The sequence below is a fragment of the Novosphingobium piscinae genome (assembly GCF_014230355.1).
Taxonomy (GTDB): Bacteria; Pseudomonadota; Alphaproteobacteria; order Sphingomonadales; family Sphingomonadaceae; genus Novosphingobium; species Novosphingobium piscinae.
On the sequence record NZ_JACLAX010000006.1, the window covers coordinates 14301 to 30280 of the forward strand.

Annotated in this window: 16 protein-coding genes; 7 read left to right on the forward strand and 9 right to left on the reverse strand. The window is 69.2% G+C overall.

Features of this window, described 5'->3' with window-relative positions; all coding sequences use genetic code 11:
* Positions 1 to 262: 262 nt before the first annotated feature.
* Both H7F53_RS07485 and H7F53_RS07490 read right to left on the reverse strand, forming a co-directional pair.
* On the reverse strand, positions 263 to 1036 hold the full coding sequence (locus H7F53_RS07485) for a ThuA domain-containing protein (protein WP_185678876.1): 774 nt from the start codon (positions 1034 to 1036) through the stop codon (positions 263 to 265).
* Positions 1033 to 2466: an aromatic ring-hydroxylating oxygenase subunit alpha gene (locus H7F53_RS07490; protein WP_185678877.1), complete on the reverse strand. Its 1434-nt coding sequence runs from the start codon at positions 2464 to 2466 to the stop codon at positions 1033 to 1035. Before H7F53_RS07490 ends, H7F53_RS07485 begins: the two co-directional genes overlap by 4 nt.
* Before the next feature lie 154 nt (positions 2467 to 2620).
* Between H7F53_RS07490 and H7F53_RS07495 the strand changes: the two genes are divergently transcribed.
* The 3 genes from H7F53_RS07495 to H7F53_RS07505 are packed head-to-tail and all read left to right on the forward strand — an operon-like array spanning position 2621 to position 5014.
* Entirely contained in the window at positions 2621 to 3403 is a 783-nt protein-coding gene (locus H7F53_RS07495) for an SDR family NAD(P)-dependent oxidoreductase (RefSeq protein WP_343061974.1), read from the forward strand.
* Positions 3404 to 3407: 4 nt separating this feature from the next.
* On the forward strand, positions 3408 to 4223 hold the full coding sequence (locus tag H7F53_RS07500; RefSeq protein WP_185678879.1) for an SDR family oxidoreductase: 816 nt from the start codon (positions 3408 to 3410) through the stop codon (positions 4221 to 4223).
* Between the two features lie 11 nt (positions 4224 to 4234).
* Positions 4235 to 5014 (forward strand): SDR family NAD(P)-dependent oxidoreductase, encoded by a 780-nt coding sequence (locus H7F53_RS07505; protein ID WP_185678880.1) that lies wholly within the window; start codon positions 4235 to 4237, stop codon positions 5012 to 5014.
* Positions 5015 to 5177: 163 nt separating this feature from the next.
* Here the strand turns inward: H7F53_RS07505 and H7F53_RS07510 are convergent, their stop codons facing one another.
* From H7F53_RS07510 to H7F53_RS07525, 4 genes are read right to left on the reverse strand one after another with little or no spacing between them, the layout of a single operon-like run.
* Positions 5178 to 5597, reverse strand: coding sequence for a nuclear transport factor 2 family protein (locus tag H7F53_RS07510; RefSeq protein ID WP_185678881.1), 420 nt, complete (start codon positions 5595 to 5597; stop codon positions 5178 to 5180).
* A 4-nt stretch (positions 5598 to 5601) separates the two neighbouring features.
* The gene (locus H7F53_RS07515) at positions 5602 to 6924 is read right to left on the reverse strand and encodes an aromatic ring-hydroxylating oxygenase subunit alpha (protein ID WP_185678882.1); all 1323 of its coding nucleotides are present in this window, start codon (positions 6922 to 6924) and stop codon (positions 5602 to 5604) included.
* A 27-nt stretch (positions 6925 to 6951) separates the two neighbouring features.
* Complete coding sequence (locus H7F53_RS07520; RefSeq protein ID WP_185678883.1) at positions 6952 to 7485, reverse strand: nuclear transport factor 2 family protein; 534 nt, start codon at positions 7483 to 7485, stop codon at positions 6952 to 6954.
* Complete coding sequence (locus tag H7F53_RS07525; protein WP_185678884.1) at positions 7482 to 8681, reverse strand: cytochrome P450; 1200 nt, start codon at positions 8679 to 8681, stop codon at positions 7482 to 7484. Before H7F53_RS07525 ends, H7F53_RS07520 begins: the two co-directional genes overlap by 4 nt.
* A 211-nt stretch (positions 8682 to 8892) precedes the next feature.
* On the opposite strand from H7F53_RS07525, the gene H7F53_RS07530 reads away from it, so the two are divergent.
* The gene (locus H7F53_RS07530; protein WP_185678885.1) at positions 8893 to 9579 is read left to right on the forward strand and encodes an SDR family oxidoreductase; all 687 of its coding nucleotides are present in this window, start codon (positions 8893 to 8895) and stop codon (positions 9577 to 9579) included.
* Between the two features lie 28 nt (positions 9580 to 9607).
* Here the strand turns inward: H7F53_RS07530 and H7F53_RS07535 are convergent, their stop codons facing one another.
* Positions 9608 to 10405, reverse strand: coding sequence for a sugar phosphate isomerase/epimerase family protein (locus tag H7F53_RS07535; protein WP_185678886.1), 798 nt, complete (start codon positions 10403 to 10405; stop codon positions 9608 to 9610).
* Between the two features lie 8 nt (positions 10406 to 10413).
* The gene (locus H7F53_RS07540; protein WP_343061976.1) at positions 10414 to 11592 is read right to left on the reverse strand and encodes an aromatic ring-hydroxylating oxygenase subunit alpha; all 1179 of its coding nucleotides are present in this window, start codon (positions 11590 to 11592) and stop codon (positions 10414 to 10416) included.
* A 145-nt stretch (positions 11593 to 11737) separates the two neighbouring features.
* On the opposite strand from H7F53_RS07540, the gene H7F53_RS07545 reads away from it, so the two are divergent.
* Positions 11738 to 13363: an AMP-binding protein gene (locus H7F53_RS07545; protein ID WP_185678888.1), complete on the forward strand. Its 1626-nt coding sequence runs from the start codon at positions 11738 to 11740 to the stop codon at positions 13361 to 13363.
* A gap of 398 nt (positions 13364 to 13761) precedes the next feature.
* On the opposite strand, the gene H7F53_RS07550 is transcribed toward H7F53_RS07545, so the two are convergent.
* On the reverse strand, positions 13762 to 14565 hold the full coding sequence (locus H7F53_RS07550) for an SDR family NAD(P)-dependent oxidoreductase (RefSeq protein WP_185678889.1): 804 nt from the start codon (positions 14563 to 14565) through the stop codon (positions 13762 to 13764).
* Positions 14566 to 14707: 142 nt separating this feature from the next.
* Here H7F53_RS07550 and H7F53_RS07555 point away from each other — a divergent pair, with 142 nt between their 5' ends.
* Together H7F53_RS07555 and H7F53_RS07560 are read left to right on the forward strand one after the other, a co-directional pair.
* Complete coding sequence (locus H7F53_RS07555) at positions 14708 to 15469, forward strand: SDR family NAD(P)-dependent oxidoreductase (RefSeq protein WP_185678890.1); 762 nt, start codon at positions 14708 to 14710, stop codon at positions 15467 to 15469.
* A 2-nt stretch (positions 15470 to 15471) separates the two neighbouring features.
* On the forward strand, positions 15472 to 15972 hold the full coding sequence (locus H7F53_RS07560; RefSeq protein WP_185678891.1) for a VOC family protein: 501 nt from the start codon (positions 15472 to 15474) through the stop codon (positions 15970 to 15972).
* Positions 15973 to 15980 lie beyond the last annotated feature (8 nt).

Here is a 15980-nt window from a genome sequence, read left to right on the forward strand (position 1 = left end):
CCTCGGCTTGGCGGCTTGCGCCCAGGAGTGGACAGCCAGATCCGCTCGGCACGGAACACACGAACACCCCCTGATCGTCGCCCCGGCCGTCAGCCGGGGCAGGGCTGGCGTGGCTACGGTTGGGGAAGAACCTCCCGGTTCCGGGTCCCTGACCTCCGTCAGGGCAGGCAAGCCCGGGACGACGATGGTTTTGACGATGTGCCGTTCTGCGGGTGTGCGAATACGTTCTGGGCGGCCTCTGCGCGTTTGAGCGCAACGTCCGCTACCCCCGCTCGCGCTGCTTGATCCAGCCGATGCCCCGGCGCAGCAGGTCGTAGAACACCGGCAGGTCCCAGGCGCAGCGGTCAACGGTGGGCCACCAGTCGAGCAGCGGCTGAAGATCATAGTGGCCGCGGCAATGACCCAGCGTGTTGTACAGCACCGCGCCCTTGCCGTGGGTCTTGATGTACATGACCGGGTGCCTGCCCGGCGCCCCGGCGGCCTCGACGAAGCCGGTGCCTTCCTCGGTGCACTCGGTCTCGAGCAGCACGTGCAGGTCGCCGTGGGTCTCGAGGTGATAGAGCTCGTCGGTGGTCTCGAATGGCTGCACCCCGGCGACCAGCGGGTGGTCGGGATCGGCCACGGTCACGGTATAGGGCGCGATCGGCGGGTGCGAGATGAACTGCGAGCCGAGCAGGTCCATCAGCAGGGGCGCCCAGCGCGGCGCGTCCCACAGGCCGCTGTCGAGCAGCCGCAGCACCGAGTTGGTCCCGTGCAGGGCATACCACCGCCCGCCTTTCGCCACCCAGTCGCGCAGCGCTTCCTGCGCCTTGAGCGAGGGCGTGACGTCGCAGGTGTAGGTGATGAGGATGTCCGCGGCGGCCAGCGCCTCGAGGTTCTCGTAGTCCTCGAACACGCGGGTGCGCACCGCCGGATCCTCGGCCAGCAGCTTGAGCAGCTCGAGCCGGGCGAAGTCCATGTCGTGCCAGACCCCGCCGCAGACCAGCACGCAGTTGATCCGGGGCGGATGGGCCCCGGCCTCGGCCGCCTCGCTCACGCGGTCTTCCCCAGCGTGCCGTTGAGGTACTTGTCGAGCGTCTGGTGGAACTGGCGGATGCGGATTTCCTGGTAGTCGCCCAGGTTGACCTGGCCGGTCTTGGAGGCGTGGAGGCCCTCCTGCACGTAGGGCAGGTTGTCCATGTCCTGCTCGAACACGTGGCCCAGCACGCCCAGCTCGGGCGCATCGGTCCACTTCTGCTCGGGCGTCAGCAGCTTCATCGGCACGCCGTGCGGCATCGGCTCACCCTGCTTGACGCGGGCGAGGATGCGCACCTCCATGAGGCAGGTGTCGGGGGTCTGGCCCGGGCGCCAGCGGTAGACGATGTTCGGCATGAACCCGCCCCACGGCGCGAAGTTGGGGAACACGTTGTAGACGAGCCCGTCGAGCAGCTCGGCGTCGGTGGCGTGATCGTGGTCGTAGCCGGTCTGCGCGGTGTAGCCGGCGCGCATCGCCGCGCCCAGCGCGGCGCGCGCGGTCATCCCGTCGGGCACGGTCACCGCGAAGGGATCGCCCGACGGGTCGTAATTGTCGGCCGAGCGGCCGTTGTACTTGCAGAACTCGTCCACGATCCACTGCTGGGTCTTGCCCGCGGGGTCGACGTGCGGGCTCATGATCCCGAAGGGCACGTGATTGACGTTCACGTTGTCGCCATAGATCCAGTAGGCCGAATTGGCATCGCCGGTGAAGGGCAGCAGCTGCGGGTGGGTGACCACCGTGTGCCAGGCTTCCATGAACGCCTCGGCGGTGACTTTCCAGTTGGCCGGAACCTCCTTGGCCACCCAGATCACCGTGGCGCATTCCTCGTGCCGCCAGCGCTTGAAGAATTCGGGCAGGGGGGCAAGGTAGTCCTCGAGGCTCGGCCCGCCGCGCTCCTCGCGCAGGAAGATGTAGCCGCCCCAGCGGCCCACCTCGGCCTCGGGCAGGTTCATCTTGTCGGCCGACAGGTGCTTGAAGTCCCACGAACAGGGCATCCCGGCGAAGCTGCCGTCCTTGTTCCAGGCGAAGCCGTGGAACGGGCAGACGAAGCGGTCGGCCGCGCCGTCCTCGGTGCGCAGCTTGCGGCCGCGGTGCAGGCAGACATTGTGCATCGCCTTGACCGAGCCATCATCCTGCCGGCTGATCAGCCACGAGCGGCCGGCATTCTCGAACACGGTGAAGTCGCCCGGCTCGGGGATGTCCTCCTCGCGCGCGGCGAACTGCCACACATAGGGCCACATCCGCTCGCGCTCGAGCTTTGCAAAGGCCTCGGAGGTATAGCGTTCGGCGGCCAGCGGCTCGGAGCCGCGGTACTCGTAGCTCTCCTCGGTCAGCATCGCCGGGGCCGGGCGCGAATCCTGCGCCAGCAGCTCCTGCCAGCTGATCGCCTCGCAGCGGCCCCCGGCACCTGCCGGATTCCCCGCGCCCACGTTCGGATCACTTTCGGCCATGTCCTTGCTCCCGCACGCCGATTCTGGCGATTTCTTCCGGTTCTGCCCCGCGCGCGTGCGTGCGTCACCTTGCTGAAAGCATAGGTTGCGCCGACCGTCGCGGGGCGTCACCACATCTGCCACAAGACGGTGCAGAATGCGCGGGAGAGATCATGTGACCAGGAGACTTGAAGGCAAGGTCGCGCTTGTCACGGGCGGGACGACCGGGATCGGCGCGGCAACCGTGGCGCGGCTGAGCGAGGAGGGCGCCAGGGTCTGGTTCACCGGCTCGAAGGAGGCCGAGGCCGCGGCGCTCTGCGCGGCCACCGGCGCCGTGTTCCGCAAGCTGCGGGTGCAGGACGCATCCTCCTGGCCGGGCCTGATCGACGAGATCCTGGGCGCCGAGGGCCGGCTCGACATCGCCTTTGCCAATGCCGGCACCGAAAGCGGCGACGCCAGCATCGAGGAGGTCGGGATCGAGGGCTGGGACCATGTCGTCGCGGTCAACCAGACCGGGGTCATGCTGACCGTGCAGCACGCCATCAGGGGAATGAAGCGCAACCCCGACGGTCCGCGCGGCGCGATCATCGTCAACTCGTCGATGAACGCCACCCGCCCGCTGGGCAACTACGTGACCTATTCGGTGACCAAGGCCGCGGTCTGCGCCCTCGCCAAGTCGGCGGCGGTGCATTGCGGCCAGCAGGGCTATGCCATCCGGGTCAACGCGATCCTCCCCGGGGTGGTCGAGACCCCGCTGATCCAGCAGATCATGAACGCCCAGCCCGACCCCGCCGCCGCCCGCGCGATCTATGAAGGCATGGCGCCGATGAAGCGCATGGCGCAGCTCCACGAGGTGGCCGGGCTGGTTGCCTATCTCGCCAGCGACGAGGCCGCGTTCATCTCCGGCGCGGAATACGCGATCGACGGCGCGACGACCGCCGGTATGATGGGGGTCTGAGGCGATGGAACTGGGTGCACAGCGCTTGCAGGGCCGGGTCGCCTTCGTTTCGGGGGGGTTGCGCGGGATCGGGCTCGCCTGTGTCGAGCGGTTTCTGGCCGAGGGGGCGGAGGTGGTCCTGTCCGATCTCGACGCGCCCGACAGCGCGCTGGCCGGCAGCACCCTGGCCCGGCTGGGCCAGGCCGCCAGCTACGTCCAGGCCAATGTCACCCGCGAGGACGACTGGCAGCGCGCACGCGATCTCGTGACCGAGCGGCACGGCCGGCTCCACATCCTGGTCAACAACGCCGGGGTCGACCTGACCGGCCCGGTCGAGACCCTGACCATGGAGAGCTGGCGCCGGATCATGGACATCAACGTCGACGGCGTGTTCCTCGGGGTGAAGACCTTCACCCCGCTGCTCGCGGCCAGCGGCGCGGCCGTGCAGGGTGGCTCCTCGATCATCAACGTCAGCTCGATCATGGGGCTGGTCGGCTTCTCGGAGGTCTCGGCTTACAATGCCACCAAGGGCGCGGTGCGGCTGTTCACCAAGGGCATCGCGATCGAGTATGCGCAGAAGAAAATGCCGATCCGCGCCAATTCGCTGCACCCCGGCTTCGTCCTGACGCCGCTGCTGAAGGAAGGCTTCCAACGCTGGGTCGACAAGGGCGTGGCCGACGATCCGCAGGTGCTGGTCGACGCAATGTGCGCGCAGACCCCGCTCGGTCGCCTGGCCGATCCCGCCGAACTCGCCAGCGGCGTGTTCTTCCTCGCCAGCGCGGACAGCGCCTACATGACCGGCGCCGAGCTGGTGATCGATGGCGGCTGGACCGCGCAATAGGAGTTGCCCGCATGACCATCGCCCTGCCCGACACCGTCGCGGTCGTCACCGGAGCCAGCGGCGGGATCGGCCGCGCGGTCGTCCAGGCCCTGGCTGCGGCCGGCGCCACGGTGATCGCCACCGATATGGCCCCCGCCGCCGAGATTGCCGGCGCCGCGCTCTACCTCCAGCATGATGTGACCAGCGAGGCCGACTGGCGCCGGGTCGAGGCGGCGGTGCGCGAACGGCACGGCCGGCTCGACGTGCTGGTCAACAATGCCGGCATCTCGATCGTCGGCAAGCTCGAGGCGACCCCGCTGGCCGAATGGCACCGGGTCAACGCGGTCAATGTCGATGCCGTGGTCATCGGCAGCCAGGTGCTGCTCGACCTGCTCAAGGCGGGCGGCCGGGCGCGCCCGGGCGGGGCTTCGATCGTGAACTTCTCGAGCGTCGGCGGGCTGCGCGGCGCGGCGTTCAACGCGGCCTACTGCACCAGCAAGGCGGCGGTGAAGATGCTGACCAAGTGCATGGGCGCCGAATTCGCGGCGCTGGGCTACAACATCCGCGTCAACTCGATCCATCCCGGCGGGGTGGAGACGCCGATGATCGAGAGCATCATGGAGCGCTATGTCGAACTGGGCGCGGTGCCCTCGGTCGAGGCATCGCGCGCCGGGCTCAACCAGCGCCACCCGATCGGACGGATGGGCCGGCCCGACGAGATGGGTGGGATCGTGGTCTATCTCGCCTCCGAAGCTGCCAGCTTCGCCACCTGCGGCGAGTTCGCGATCGACGGCGGCTTCAGCCAGGTGTGAGGCAGGGGGCGGGGGTGCCAGCCGCATCATCCGCCCATCTGCGGTCGTCATCCCGGGTCAGGCCCGGCGTGACGGGACAAGGGCGCCGCCCGCAAGGCCAGCCCCGCCACGACCACCGCGCAATCCCAGACCGGGGGGAGTTTCCTCGAGGAAACCCTCCGGGTCACCCGGGTGGGAGCAGGAAGTCCATGGTATAGCCGGTGAAGCGCCAGCCATCGGCCGTGCGCCGGGCGCCGAAGTAGTAGCGGCCGTGGACCGTCATTCCGCCGCCGTCCTTGCCGCGCGCCATCGCGGTGACATAGGCACGCACCGCGGCGGTCTCGCCATCATAGGCGGTCACAGCCAGATTGCTGACGATGTGCGCCAGGTGCGAATTGGCCGCGAAGGCGCCTGCGTAGAAGCCGCGAAGCCCGGCGTGCCCGGTCACCACGTCGGCCATGCCGATACCGGTCAGGTCGATCGTGCAATCCTCGGTGAAGCAGGCCGCAACCTCGCCGGCATCCTGCATCCTGTCCACGGCATGGGCGAAGGCCACGGTCAGGTCGTGCAGCGCCAGGCGATCCTCGAGCGGGCAGACGGTCATGGCCTCAGTCCTTGCCCAGGACGTAGTCGTTGAGCAGCTCGTGGAAGCGCTGCACCCGCTTCTCCTGGTTGGGCAGGATGCACCCCTTGAACCCGCGCGAGTTGAGGCCCTGCTGCTGGCTGGTGCCGATCGACAGGTCCTGATCGGCGACGAAGCCCAGGGATACGCCGTCGCCATAGGTGCTGTGCCGCTGGATCGCATCCTGACGGAACGGCGCCGGGCCGACCGGTGTCATCACCTCGGTCATCCCCTCGATCGGCGGATAGAGGCACCAATGCTGGAACACGCACTTCTCGGGATCCGTCGGGTGCGGTTCGGTGCGCAGGATCTGGCACTGCTCGGGCGACATCGTCAGCGTGACGTTGGGGAACATCGTGCAGTGGAAATAGTCCACCAGCTGCTGGTCGGTCATCGTCGCATAGTTGTGATAGCCGCGCGACGGGCCAAGCCGGCGCTTGGCCTCGATCACCGCCTCGCGGATCGCGCTGGTGCGGCCGCGATACGCCTTGGGGTCGATTCCCCAGGCCTCGGCCGCCTCGTAGAGCCCCGGCGGCACGTCGCCGCTCTCGTAGTCCACTCGCGTCGTGGCCTGGTGGCCGACCATCCACATCGCGTTGTGTCCGGATGGGTACATCTCGAACAGGGTGGTGGGCAGCCCGTCGTTGATGAACGTGGCCAGCTCGGGATGGATCGTCGGGAGGTGGTAGCTCTCGTTGAAATTGTCGCGGATGATTTTCCAGTTGAACTCGCAGTCAGCCGAGACGTTGAGCACGCGCACCCAGTTCTCGAGCTGGTAGCCCTTGAGCCGCTCGGGATAAGGCTCGAGCCATTCGAGCAGCGGCTTGACGTCATCGTCCATGCACCACCACACGAACGGCCCCCAGGTTTCGCAGCGCAGCTCGGCGAGGCGGACCTTGCCGCAGGGGTCTCCCCCGGCGAAGTCGTCGGGATCCTGCACCTTGACCAGCGTGCCATCCAGATCGAACTGCCAGGCGTGGTAGCCGCAGGTGATGCGCGGCACCGAGGCGACCTCGCCCAGGATCAGCCGGTTCCCGCGGTGCGGACAGGTGTTGTAGAAGGCGCGGACCGCGCCGTCCTCCTGCCGCACCATGATCACGGATTCCTTGCCCAGGTTGTGGCGGATCACGTCGCCCGGCTCGGCCAGGTCGGCCAGCATGCCGCCGAGGTGCCAGACCTTGGGCCAGAGGTGCTTGTTCTCCAGCTCCATCCATTCGCGCGTGATGTAGCGATCGGCGGTGATCGTGTCGCCCCGGACCGGCAGGTCGAATTCCTGCGAATAGCGCGAGACGGGCTGCGGTGCGTTCATCGGACTGCTCTCCAGAATTCTCGGGCGTTATGCCGGCCAGTTGCGCCGCTCGCTGAAATCCTCTCCGCTCCGTCCGCCGCGATTGGTGGTCGGGGCTTCGAGGACGCTGCGGTCGGCCGGTTCGTCCCTTGTCCAGTCGGTGATAAGGTGGCGCCGGTGGATCTTCCACTCGCCATTGTCGCAGGCGTACTCGTCGACATAGCGCCCGGCGATGAACAGGTCGCGCGGCGCACCCGATTCGTCGCGGCTGGCGTGCCAGGCCTGGAAGTAGACCTCGCCGCTGGCCCTGAACTCGTCGTGGAGTTCGATCCGCAGCTGGCCCATCAGGTGCTGGTTGGCCTCCATCGCGCCCAGCAGCTCCATCGCGAAGGGCACGAAGGTCTCGGCTGGCCCCGCCATCAGTCCGCAATCGACCCAGGCATCGGCCGTGAAGGCCGAGCGCACGAGATCGGGGTCAAGCCGGTCGAGCCCGCGCAGGTAGCGCTGCACCGCATCGGTGATGTCCCGCCGGGCGACATAGTCGCGCAGCGCGGCTTCGGCGTCGAAAGGCGGCTTGTTCATCGGTCCCACTCCAACACCACGCGATTGACCTGGCCGACGATCCCGCCCGAGCAGTGGGTATCGGCCTCGGCGGCAAGGCGGAAGTCGGGAATCCGCTGCAGCCATTCGTGGATCGTGATCGCCACCTCGGCGCGGGCCAGCTCCTGCCCGGGGCACAGGTGCGGGCCCGAGCCGAAGGCCGAATGGCGCCCGCCGCGCCGGGTCAGGTCGACCCTCAGCGGGTCGGGGTTGATCGCCTCGTCCAGGCCATGGATCTGGGTCGGCACGCAGACCATGTCACCGGCCTTCAGCGGACAGCCGTGGAACTCCATGTCCTCGCGCACGATCCGGGCGATCGTCACCAGCCCGAAGCGGCGGAACAGCTCATGCGTGGCGGTGAGCACCCCGGGGAAGGCCATCGCCGCCAGCTGCGCCCGTGTCCCCGGCTCGCGCGCCAGGAACAGCATGACGAAGCCCAGGAAGTTCACCACGGTATCCACCCCGGCGATCAGCACCTGGGTGCACAGCGACAGCGCCTCGTCCCGCCTCAGGGTGCGTCCGTCCATGTCGGCGGTGACCATGCGGCTGAGCAGGTCGTCGCCGGGCTGCGCGCGGCGCGCGGCGATGATCGGATCGAGGTAGCTGAAGAAGGCCGCGCGGGCCTCCTCGAACGGCATGGGCGGATTGGGCCGGGTCATCGCTTCGGCCCAGCGGCGGATCAGCGGGGCATCGGTCAACGGCAGGTCGACCAGCGCGAGGAAGATACGGATCGGCAGGACCTCGGCAAAGTCGCGGGTGAAGTCGCAGCGCCCGGCTGCGGCGAAGCCGTCGATCAGCGCCGCCGCCTCGGCGCGGATGGTCTCGTGCATCCGCCGCACCCGGGCAAGCGCCATGCCGTCGTTGAGCAGTTTGCGATAGGGCCGGTGCTCGGGCGGGTCGATCGTGGTGGGGATCAGCGCATGCAGCTCGCCCACCGACTTGGGCAACACGATCACCCGGTTGGAAAAGCGCGTGTGGTCAGACTGGACCTCGGCCAGGATATCGCCGCGCAGCGCGATCCAGTGGCCCTCGTTGCGCGGGGTCCAGGCCAGGGCGGGGGCGCTGTCCTGCAGCGCTTTCCACGCGAGGTGGAAATCGTCGCTCTGGCCGGGCAGCGCGTAGATGTCGACGTCGACCACGCGGTCGGTCGGAACATGGGCCGGATATGCTGAGCTCACAGGCTCTCCCGCTGGACGTGTTCTGGCTTTGCGCCTTGCTGCCAAAGCCGCGCGGCTGCGTCAGCCCTCACAAAGGCCAGTGCGGACAGCCAGGAGACCCGTCCGGGCGCAGCGGTCACTGGCCTGACAGCTAGTTTACCGGCAGGACGATCCGGTCGAAGCAGCGGCAGGGGCCGCCGGCGGCCGCAGACATGCTAGGGGAGAGACAGCGATGGCAGAGGTAGTGGTCACGGGGGCAGGGCGCGGCATCGGGCTCGAGCTGGTGCGCCAGCACGCCGCGCAGGGCGATCGGGTCCATGCCATGGCGCGCGATCCCGGCGCGGCTGGCGCCCTGGCCGAGCTGGCCGCGCAGTCGGATGGCCGGGTCAGCGTCCAGGCCATGGACGTGACCGACGAGGCCTCGGTCCGCGCCGCTGCGGCGGCGACGGGCAGCGGGCCGATCGACCTGATCTACAATGTTGCCGGGGTGCTCGGCACGGTTCCGGCGGAGTTCGACACGGTCGACTGGGCCGTGTTCGACGAGACCTTCGCGGTCCACGTCAAGGGTCCGCTGCGCGTGCTCAACGCCTTCCTTCCGCGGCTGGGCGCCGGAGCGAGGGTCATCAACTTCTCCAGCCAGGTCGCGGCCTCGACCTGGCCCTATGGCGGCTACCACGCCTATGCCGCCTCAAAGGCGGCGCTGGGCCGGCTGATGCGCTCGGTCGCGGCCGATCTGCGCGAGCGCGGGATCATCATCGGGATCGTCCATCCCGGCTATGTCCAGACCGACATGGGCGGCCCCGGCGCAGAGATCACCCCGGAAGAGAGCGCGCGCGGCGTGCTGGCCCTCGCCGCCGGCTGGCCGCTGGAGCGGTCGGGCGATTTCTACAAATGGAACGGCGAGCCCCACCCCTGGTAAGGGCGGGCGGCCCGGGCCGGCAGGCGCCTCAGGCGTGGCGCGCCAGCCACGCCCGCGTCGCATCGGCCACCGCCCGGGCCCGCTCGACCGGATCGGGGTAGCCGTCGCGCAGGGCCTTCGAGCGCAGCTCGAGGGACAGCGGCAGACCCGGTGGCAGCGCGCGGTAGAACCGCTCGAGCGGGAGCGCGCCGGCGCCACACTGTTCGCGCAGGTCGATCGCATCGCAGATCACCGCGTCGAAATCATCCGGGTCCGGCCGGGCCGCCGGGGCATCGCAGAACTGGGCGTAAGGCACCAGGGCCGGATCGAGCGCGGCGATCGCGTCGAGCGAGCTGCCCGAGCGGTCGACGTGGATCGGATCGAGCAGCAGGGCCCGCAGCGGATGATCGACCGCGGCCAGCACCTGCAGCGCGGCGGTCAGGTCCCTGACCTGGGTGAACACCCCGAACTCCAGCGCGATCCGCAGGCCGCTGCCCTCGGCATGACGGCACAGGTCGGCTAGCCAGGCCGCGGTGGCGCCGGGGTCCGCCACGGATGAGACGCACAGCAGGTTCGCGGCGCCGACCTCGGCACCGATATCGATGATCCGCCGGTGCAGGTCGGGATCGCTGCCGGGCTGGAGCCAGGCCACTTCGACATCGATGACCGGCAGGTGCGCATCGACCAGCGCGGCCCGCACCTCGCGGGTGGTCGTGGCGGTCCACTGCGCCGGCTCGACCCACAGGCCGACCGCGTCGAACCCGGCGCCGCTGGCGGCGCGAACGAGGTCGAGCGGTCCGAACTCGGGCAGCACGCCCGAGGCGAGGGCGATCGGGTTCGTCCCCATCGAACCGCTCACATCGTCGGTTCGGGCCGGGCCGGATCGTCCTCGAGATACCAGTTGAGCCATTCGTGGAAGAACTGGTTGCCGCGTTCGTTGCGGCCGAACACCAGATCGTCATGGGCGCCGGATTCGAGCCCGCGCTGGATCTCCAGCCCGATCAGGTAGTCCTCGGTATAGGTCACGTCGCGGAAAAAGTTGATCATCCCTTCCACCGCCGCGCGGTCCTCCTCGTCGCGGATCGGCTCGCGGCGCAGGTAGTTGAGCACGGTGCGGTTCTTGTCGGGCGTCGGTCCGGGGAAAAGCTGGGCGACCTGGGTGATCTCGGGCGCGATGAACACCGAGACGTTGGGAAAGAAGATCCGCACGAAGTCGAAGCCGTTGTTCTCCTGGGTGCCCCAGGTCTCGCGGGGGAGCGGGCGGAGCGCCTCGGCGATGCGCCGCTGCGGGAAGCCGATCCGCATGTTCGGGCCAAAGCCTTCGTAATGCGTGCAGTTCGACGGGGTCCGCGGGGCGATGGTTTCGGGGTGGAGCGAGGCGAAGTGGTAGCCTTCGAGATAGCCGTCGAAGGCGATCTTCCAGTTGGCGCCCTCGATCGTGCGCGAGCCGAGATAGGCCCACTGGTCGAAGTCGAGCGCCTCGAAATCGGTCAGGAAGCCTCGGAAGTAGCCATCGAGTTCGATCGGGGCGTTGGGGGTCAGGCAGACGAAGATCATCCCCGCGCGCTCCTCGCAGGGCAGCTCGCGCAGGCCGCGCTCGGCCTTGTTGATCGTGCCGAAGGTCGAGGCCTCGGCCACGCCGACCAGCTTGCCGTCCTGGCCATAGGTCCAGCCGTGATACTTGCAGGTGAAGCGCGGACAGTTGCCGTGCCCTTCGTTCGCCACGGGGGCACCGCGGTGCGAGCAGACGTTGAGGAAGGCGCGCACCTTGCCGGCCTTGTCGCGGTTGATCAGCACGGGCAGGCCGACCGCCTCCATCGCCTTGTAGTCGCCGGGGTTGGGCAGTTCGGCGGTGAAGGCCAGCATCAGCGGCACGCGCTTGAACACCAGCTCCATCTCGGCGCGCCACTGGTCCGCATCGGTATAGCTGCGGGCCGGGACCGTCATGGTCTTGTCGGTCAGGAAGGTGGTCTTGTTCTCGACATAGCCGAGCATGATCTCGGCAACATCGCCGACGCGGCGGACGTGGTCCACGGTGCTCTCCCAACAAGGTCTTGTCCGCCATCTAGAGCAAGCTAAGCCCGGCGGGGCAACCTGCGAGAGGTGACAGGTCGGGGAGGCGCGGCGCCTTGTCTTTTGGCCAGTTGGCCGCGCGGGGAGGGGAGGGCAGTCAGGCGGCATGGATCACGATGCGACATCCCCCTGGGCCTGGCTGCCGATCCCGCCGCCGCATCATCGGGCCTATGTCGGCCGCAACCTGTGGGACGAGCGCACGATCGGCGACATGGCCGAGAGCCTGGCCGCGGCCGAGCCCGATTTCGTCGCCGTGGTCGACGGCACGGGCACGCTGACCCGCGCCGGCCTGCTGGCCGAGGCGACCGCGCTGGCCGCGGCGCTGCACCGCCGCGGGCTGCGTCCGGGCGAGGTGATCGCCTTCCAGGTGCCCAACTGGCGCGAGGCCGCGGTGATCAACCTGGCGGCGGCGCTGTCCGGGCTGGTGATCAACCCGATCGTGCCGATCTACCGCGATCACGAGGTGGCCCAGATGCTGGCCGATTGCGGCGCCCGCGCGCTGTTCGTCCCGGCCAGCTTCCGCAGCTTCGACTATCTCGCCATGGCGCGGCGGCTGCGCGACCGCCTGCCCGGCCTGGCCCACGTCTTCACGGTCCGCGGCAGCGGGGACGACGACTATGCCGCCCTGGTCGCCGAGGGCGCCGGGCTGGGCTTCGCCCGGCCGCGGGTCGATCCGCGCGGGGTCAAGTTGGTGCTCTACACCTCGGGCACCACCGGGCGGCCGAAGGGCGTGCTGCACAGCCACGTCACGCTGGCCCGGATCCTGCGGACCAGTGCGGCGCACTGGGGGCTGGCGCCGGGTGAGGCGACGCTGATGCCCTCGCCGGTCACCCACGTCTCCGGCTATGCCAATGGACTGGAGGCGCCGCTGGTCTGCGGTACCCGTACCGTGCTGATGGAAAGCTGGGACGCGGCCGCGGCGCTCGCCCTGATCGCGCGCCACCGGCTGGTCGGGACCGTGGCCGCCACCCCCTTCCTGGTCGAGCTGGCCCAGGCCGCACGCGCGGCGGGCGAGCGTCTGCCCGGCTTCCGCTTCTTCGCCTGTGGCGGTGCGGCGGTGCCGGCCGACCTGATCCCTGCGGCCAATGCCGCCTTCGCCGACTGCCGCGCCTTCCGCGTTTTCGGAGCGTCGGAGGTCCCGCTGGTGACCTACGGCTGGCCGCGGGACGAGGCGCTGGCCGCCACCACCGATGGCGCGGTCGTCGATTACACGGTGCGCATCGTCGACGCCGCGGATCGCGACCTGCCCGATGGCCAGGAGGGCGAGATCCTGGCCCGGGGGCCGGGCATGATGCTGGGCTATGCCGATGCGGCGCAGACCCGCGAAGCGATCACCCCTGACGGCTTCTTCCGCACCGGCGACCTTGGCGTGCGCAGCCCCGAGGGCGCGCTGACGATCACCGGCCGCAAGAAGGACCTGATCATCCGCGGCGGCGAGAACATCTCGGCCAAGGAGATCGAGGACGTGCTCCACGGTCATCCCGCGGTGCAGGAGGCGGCGGTCGTGGCCATGCCGCACGAGCGGCTGGGCGAGGGAGTCTGCGCCTTCGTCATCCCGCGTGATCCGGCCCCCAGCGCTGCCGACCTCACCGCCCACGTCGCCGCAAGCGGGCTCGCCCGGCAGAAGATCCCCGAACGCTTCGAGCTGGTCGACGATTTTCCCCGCACCGCCTCGGGCAAGGTCCGCAAGGACCTGCTGCGTGCCGAGATCAGGGCGAAGGTGACGGGCTAGGGCGCAGGTTGGCGGTGGGGAGCGGACGTTGGTGGGATGGGCCGACAGATGCGTCAGCACAGCAATCGGCTATCCCCCAACCCCGCTCAGGCTGAGCCTGTCGAAGCCCACGCGCGGCGGACGAGCTAGGTATTGGCAGCGCTTCCGCCGGAAGGCGCGGTCGCAGGAACATGGGGCCGATGCCGGCGTGTGGCCTTCGACGGGCTCAGGCTGAGCGGGGTTGGGTGCGGAAGGAGCGTGCGATTCAGGGCAGCAACCAGGCGTGATCGCACAGTCCGTTTTTCTCTCGCTTCAGGTCATTCTCCCAAACCCCGCTCGGGCTGAGCGGCCTTGGGTTCGCCGGGGGAGGCCCCCTTCCGCCTCATCCCGCCCCCGGCCCCCGCCGACGGCCGCCCATGTCAGCCCCCCGTCGCCCGGGCCACCGAGGCCGCAATCTCGTCGGGCCGCGGGTTGCGGCGCAGGGTCAGGCCGCCGTTCACCTGCAGGTTCTCGCCGGTCATGAAGCATTCGTCCGAGGCGAGGAAGACCACGGCGGCGGCGACATCGTCGCTGGTGCCGTAGCGGCCCAGCGGATAGCCGGGCAGGAAGGCCTCCATCAGCCCCGGCACGGTCTGGGCCTCGGCGGTCATCGGGGTTTCGGTGACCCCCGGCGAGATCGAGTTGGCGCGGATGCCCTCGGCGCCGAACTCGTTCGCCACGCAGCGGATCACATGATCGGTGCCAGCCTTCGTGCCCATGTAGGCGGCGTGGTCGTGGAACATGATCGTCGCGGTGGCCGAGCTGATCTGGATGATCGACCCGCCGCGCCCGCCACGGCTGCGCGCCATCCGGCGGACCAGCGCCTGGCAGAAATGGATCGGCCCGATGAACTGCAACGCGGTCATCGCCACAAGTTCGTCATGGGTCGTCTCGAGGAACGGCTTGAGCAAGCCCCAGCCCGTGGCGTTGACGGCCAGGTCGATCCCGCCGAGCCGGTCGTGTGCCGTGCCGACCAGCGCCTCGACGCTGGCCTCGTCGGTGAGATCGCAGGGCTCCCACAGGCAGCCGGCCTCGGCGGCAAAGGCCTCCAGCACGTCGGCCTTGCGCCCCGACACCATCACCTGCGCCCCTTCGGCCAGGAGCCGGCGAGCGATGTGCTGGCCCATGTTGCCCGCACTTGAGGCGCCGAGGATCAATGCGGTCTTGCCTTGCAACCGGCCCATGTCATGCTCTCCCGCGTGTGGTTCTGGGGGCATGGCTAGCAGCTTGGCCTCCGGCTGCGGTCCTGACCAAAAGGCGAGTGGCCGCGCTGCTGGCGAGGGGCGAGAACCCCCGCGACAAACCATAGGGCGAGGAGCGAGTGCGATGGATCTGGGTCTTGGCGGTCTGAAGGCCATTCTGGTCGGTGCGAACGGCGGCATCGGCCGCGCGGTGGCGCACGTTCTGGCCGACGAGGGCTGCCACGTCGCGGTCTGCGGGCGCAGCCAGGGCAAGGTCGATTCGATCGCCGCCGAGCTGGCGGCCCGCCCGGTCACCAGCCTCGCCGAGGTGGCCGATGTGACCGATCCGGCCGCCGTTCCCGCCTTCGTCGAACGCGCCGCCGCGGCGCTGGGCGGCTGCGACATTTTCATCAGCTTCACCTCGGTCAACCCCGGTCAGGATACCGACGAGGCCTGGCAGCAGGTGCTTGACACGGACATCCTGCCGATGCGCCGCGGGATCGCCGCCGCCATGCCGTTCCTCAAGGAGTCCAGGGCCGGTTCGATCATCTGCATGAGCTCGACCGGGGCCGTCGAGGAATTCATGGGGGTCCAGCCCTACAATGCGCTGAAGGCCGCGGTGATCGCCTATTCGGCGGCCCAGGCGCAGACGCTGGCCCCGCTGGGCATCCGCTGCAACTGCATCACCCCCGGGCCGGTGTGGACCGAGGACGGGCCCTGGCCGAAGATCAAGGAACACATGACCGCCTTCTACGATTCGATCGTTGCCCAGCTGCCGATGGGGATCATGACCCCGGGCGAGGACCTGGCCCGGACGATCGCCTTCGTCGCCTCGCCTGCGTGCCGGACCCTGACAGGGGCCAACATCGTGGTCGACGGCGGCTTCACCAAGCGCGTGCAGTTCTGACCATGGTCGGGCCGCTCGGGATCCGCGGTGTGCACCACATCGCCATCTCGGTGCCCGATCTGGCCATCGCCCGCCGGTTCTACGTCGACATCCTCGGCGCGGTCGAGGTGGCGCCGCCGATGGCCTGGCGTGACAACCGCGCGATCGACCGGATCCTCGGCCTGTCGGGCAGCGCCGCCGACATGCTGCTGGTGCGGCTGGGCAACGTGCATTTCGAGATCTTCGCCTATCAGGCCCCGGCCGCCCCGCCGCAGGATCCCGACCGCCCGGTCCATCACTACGGCTACACCCATTTCGCCGTACAGGTCGATGATGTCGCGGACTGCTACGAGCGGATTCTGGCGGCCGGGCTCAGGGTCCATGCCCCGCCGCTGCTCGAGGGCATCGTGACCCACCCCGACGGGACCAAGACCGGCTATGCCGCGACCTATTGCCGCGACTTCTTCGGCAACGTCTTCGAGATCATGGAAATCCACCCCAACGACGAGATTCCGCCGCTCTGATGCGGCGG

Excerpts from the sequence above, each read along its gene's own strand:
- H7F53_RS07490 (WP_185678877.1), bottom strand. The coding sequence starts at position 2,466 with ATGGCCGAAAGTGATCCGAACGTGGGCGCGGGGAATCCGGCAGGTGCC.
- H7F53_RS07500 (WP_185678879.1), top strand. The coding sequence starts at position 3,408 with ATGGAACTGGGTGCACAGCGCTTGCAGGGCCGGGTCGCCTTCGTTTCG.
- H7F53_RS07505 (WP_185678880.1), top strand. The coding sequence starts at position 4,235 with ATGACCATCGCCCTGCCCGACACCGTCGCGGTCGTCACCGGAGCCAGC.
- H7F53_RS07510 (WP_185678881.1), bottom strand. The coding sequence starts at position 5,597 with ATGACCGTCTGCCCGCTCGAGGATCGCCTGGCGCTGCACGACCTGACC.
- H7F53_RS07515 (WP_185678882.1), bottom strand. The coding sequence starts at position 6,924 with ATGAACGCACCGCAGCCCGTCTCGCGCTATTCGCAGGAATTCGACCTG.
- H7F53_RS07520 (WP_185678883.1), bottom strand. The coding sequence starts at position 7,485 with ATGAACAAGCCGCCTTTCGACGCCGAAGCCGCGCTGCGCGACTATGTC.
- H7F53_RS07530 (WP_185678885.1), top strand. The coding sequence starts at position 8,893 with ATGGCAGAGGTAGTGGTCACGGGGGCAGGGCGCGGCATCGGGCTCGAG.
- H7F53_RS07535 (WP_185678886.1), bottom strand. The coding sequence starts at position 10,405 with ATGGGGACGAACCCGATCGCCCTCGCCTCGGGCGTGCTGCCCGAGTTC.
- H7F53_RS07545 (WP_185678888.1), top strand. The coding sequence starts at position 11,738 with ATGGATCACGATGCGACATCCCCCTGGGCCTGGCTGCCGATCCCGCCG.
- H7F53_RS07550 (WP_185678889.1), bottom strand. The coding sequence starts at position 14,565 with ATGGGCCGGTTGCAAGGCAAGACCGCATTGATCCTCGGCGCCTCAAGT.
- H7F53_RS07555 (WP_185678890.1), top strand. The coding sequence starts at position 14,708 with ATGGATCTGGGTCTTGGCGGTCTGAAGGCCATTCTGGTCGGTGCGAAC.
- H7F53_RS07560 (WP_185678891.1), top strand. The coding sequence starts at position 15,472 with ATGGTCGGGCCGCTCGGGATCCGCGGTGTGCACCACATCGCCATCTCG.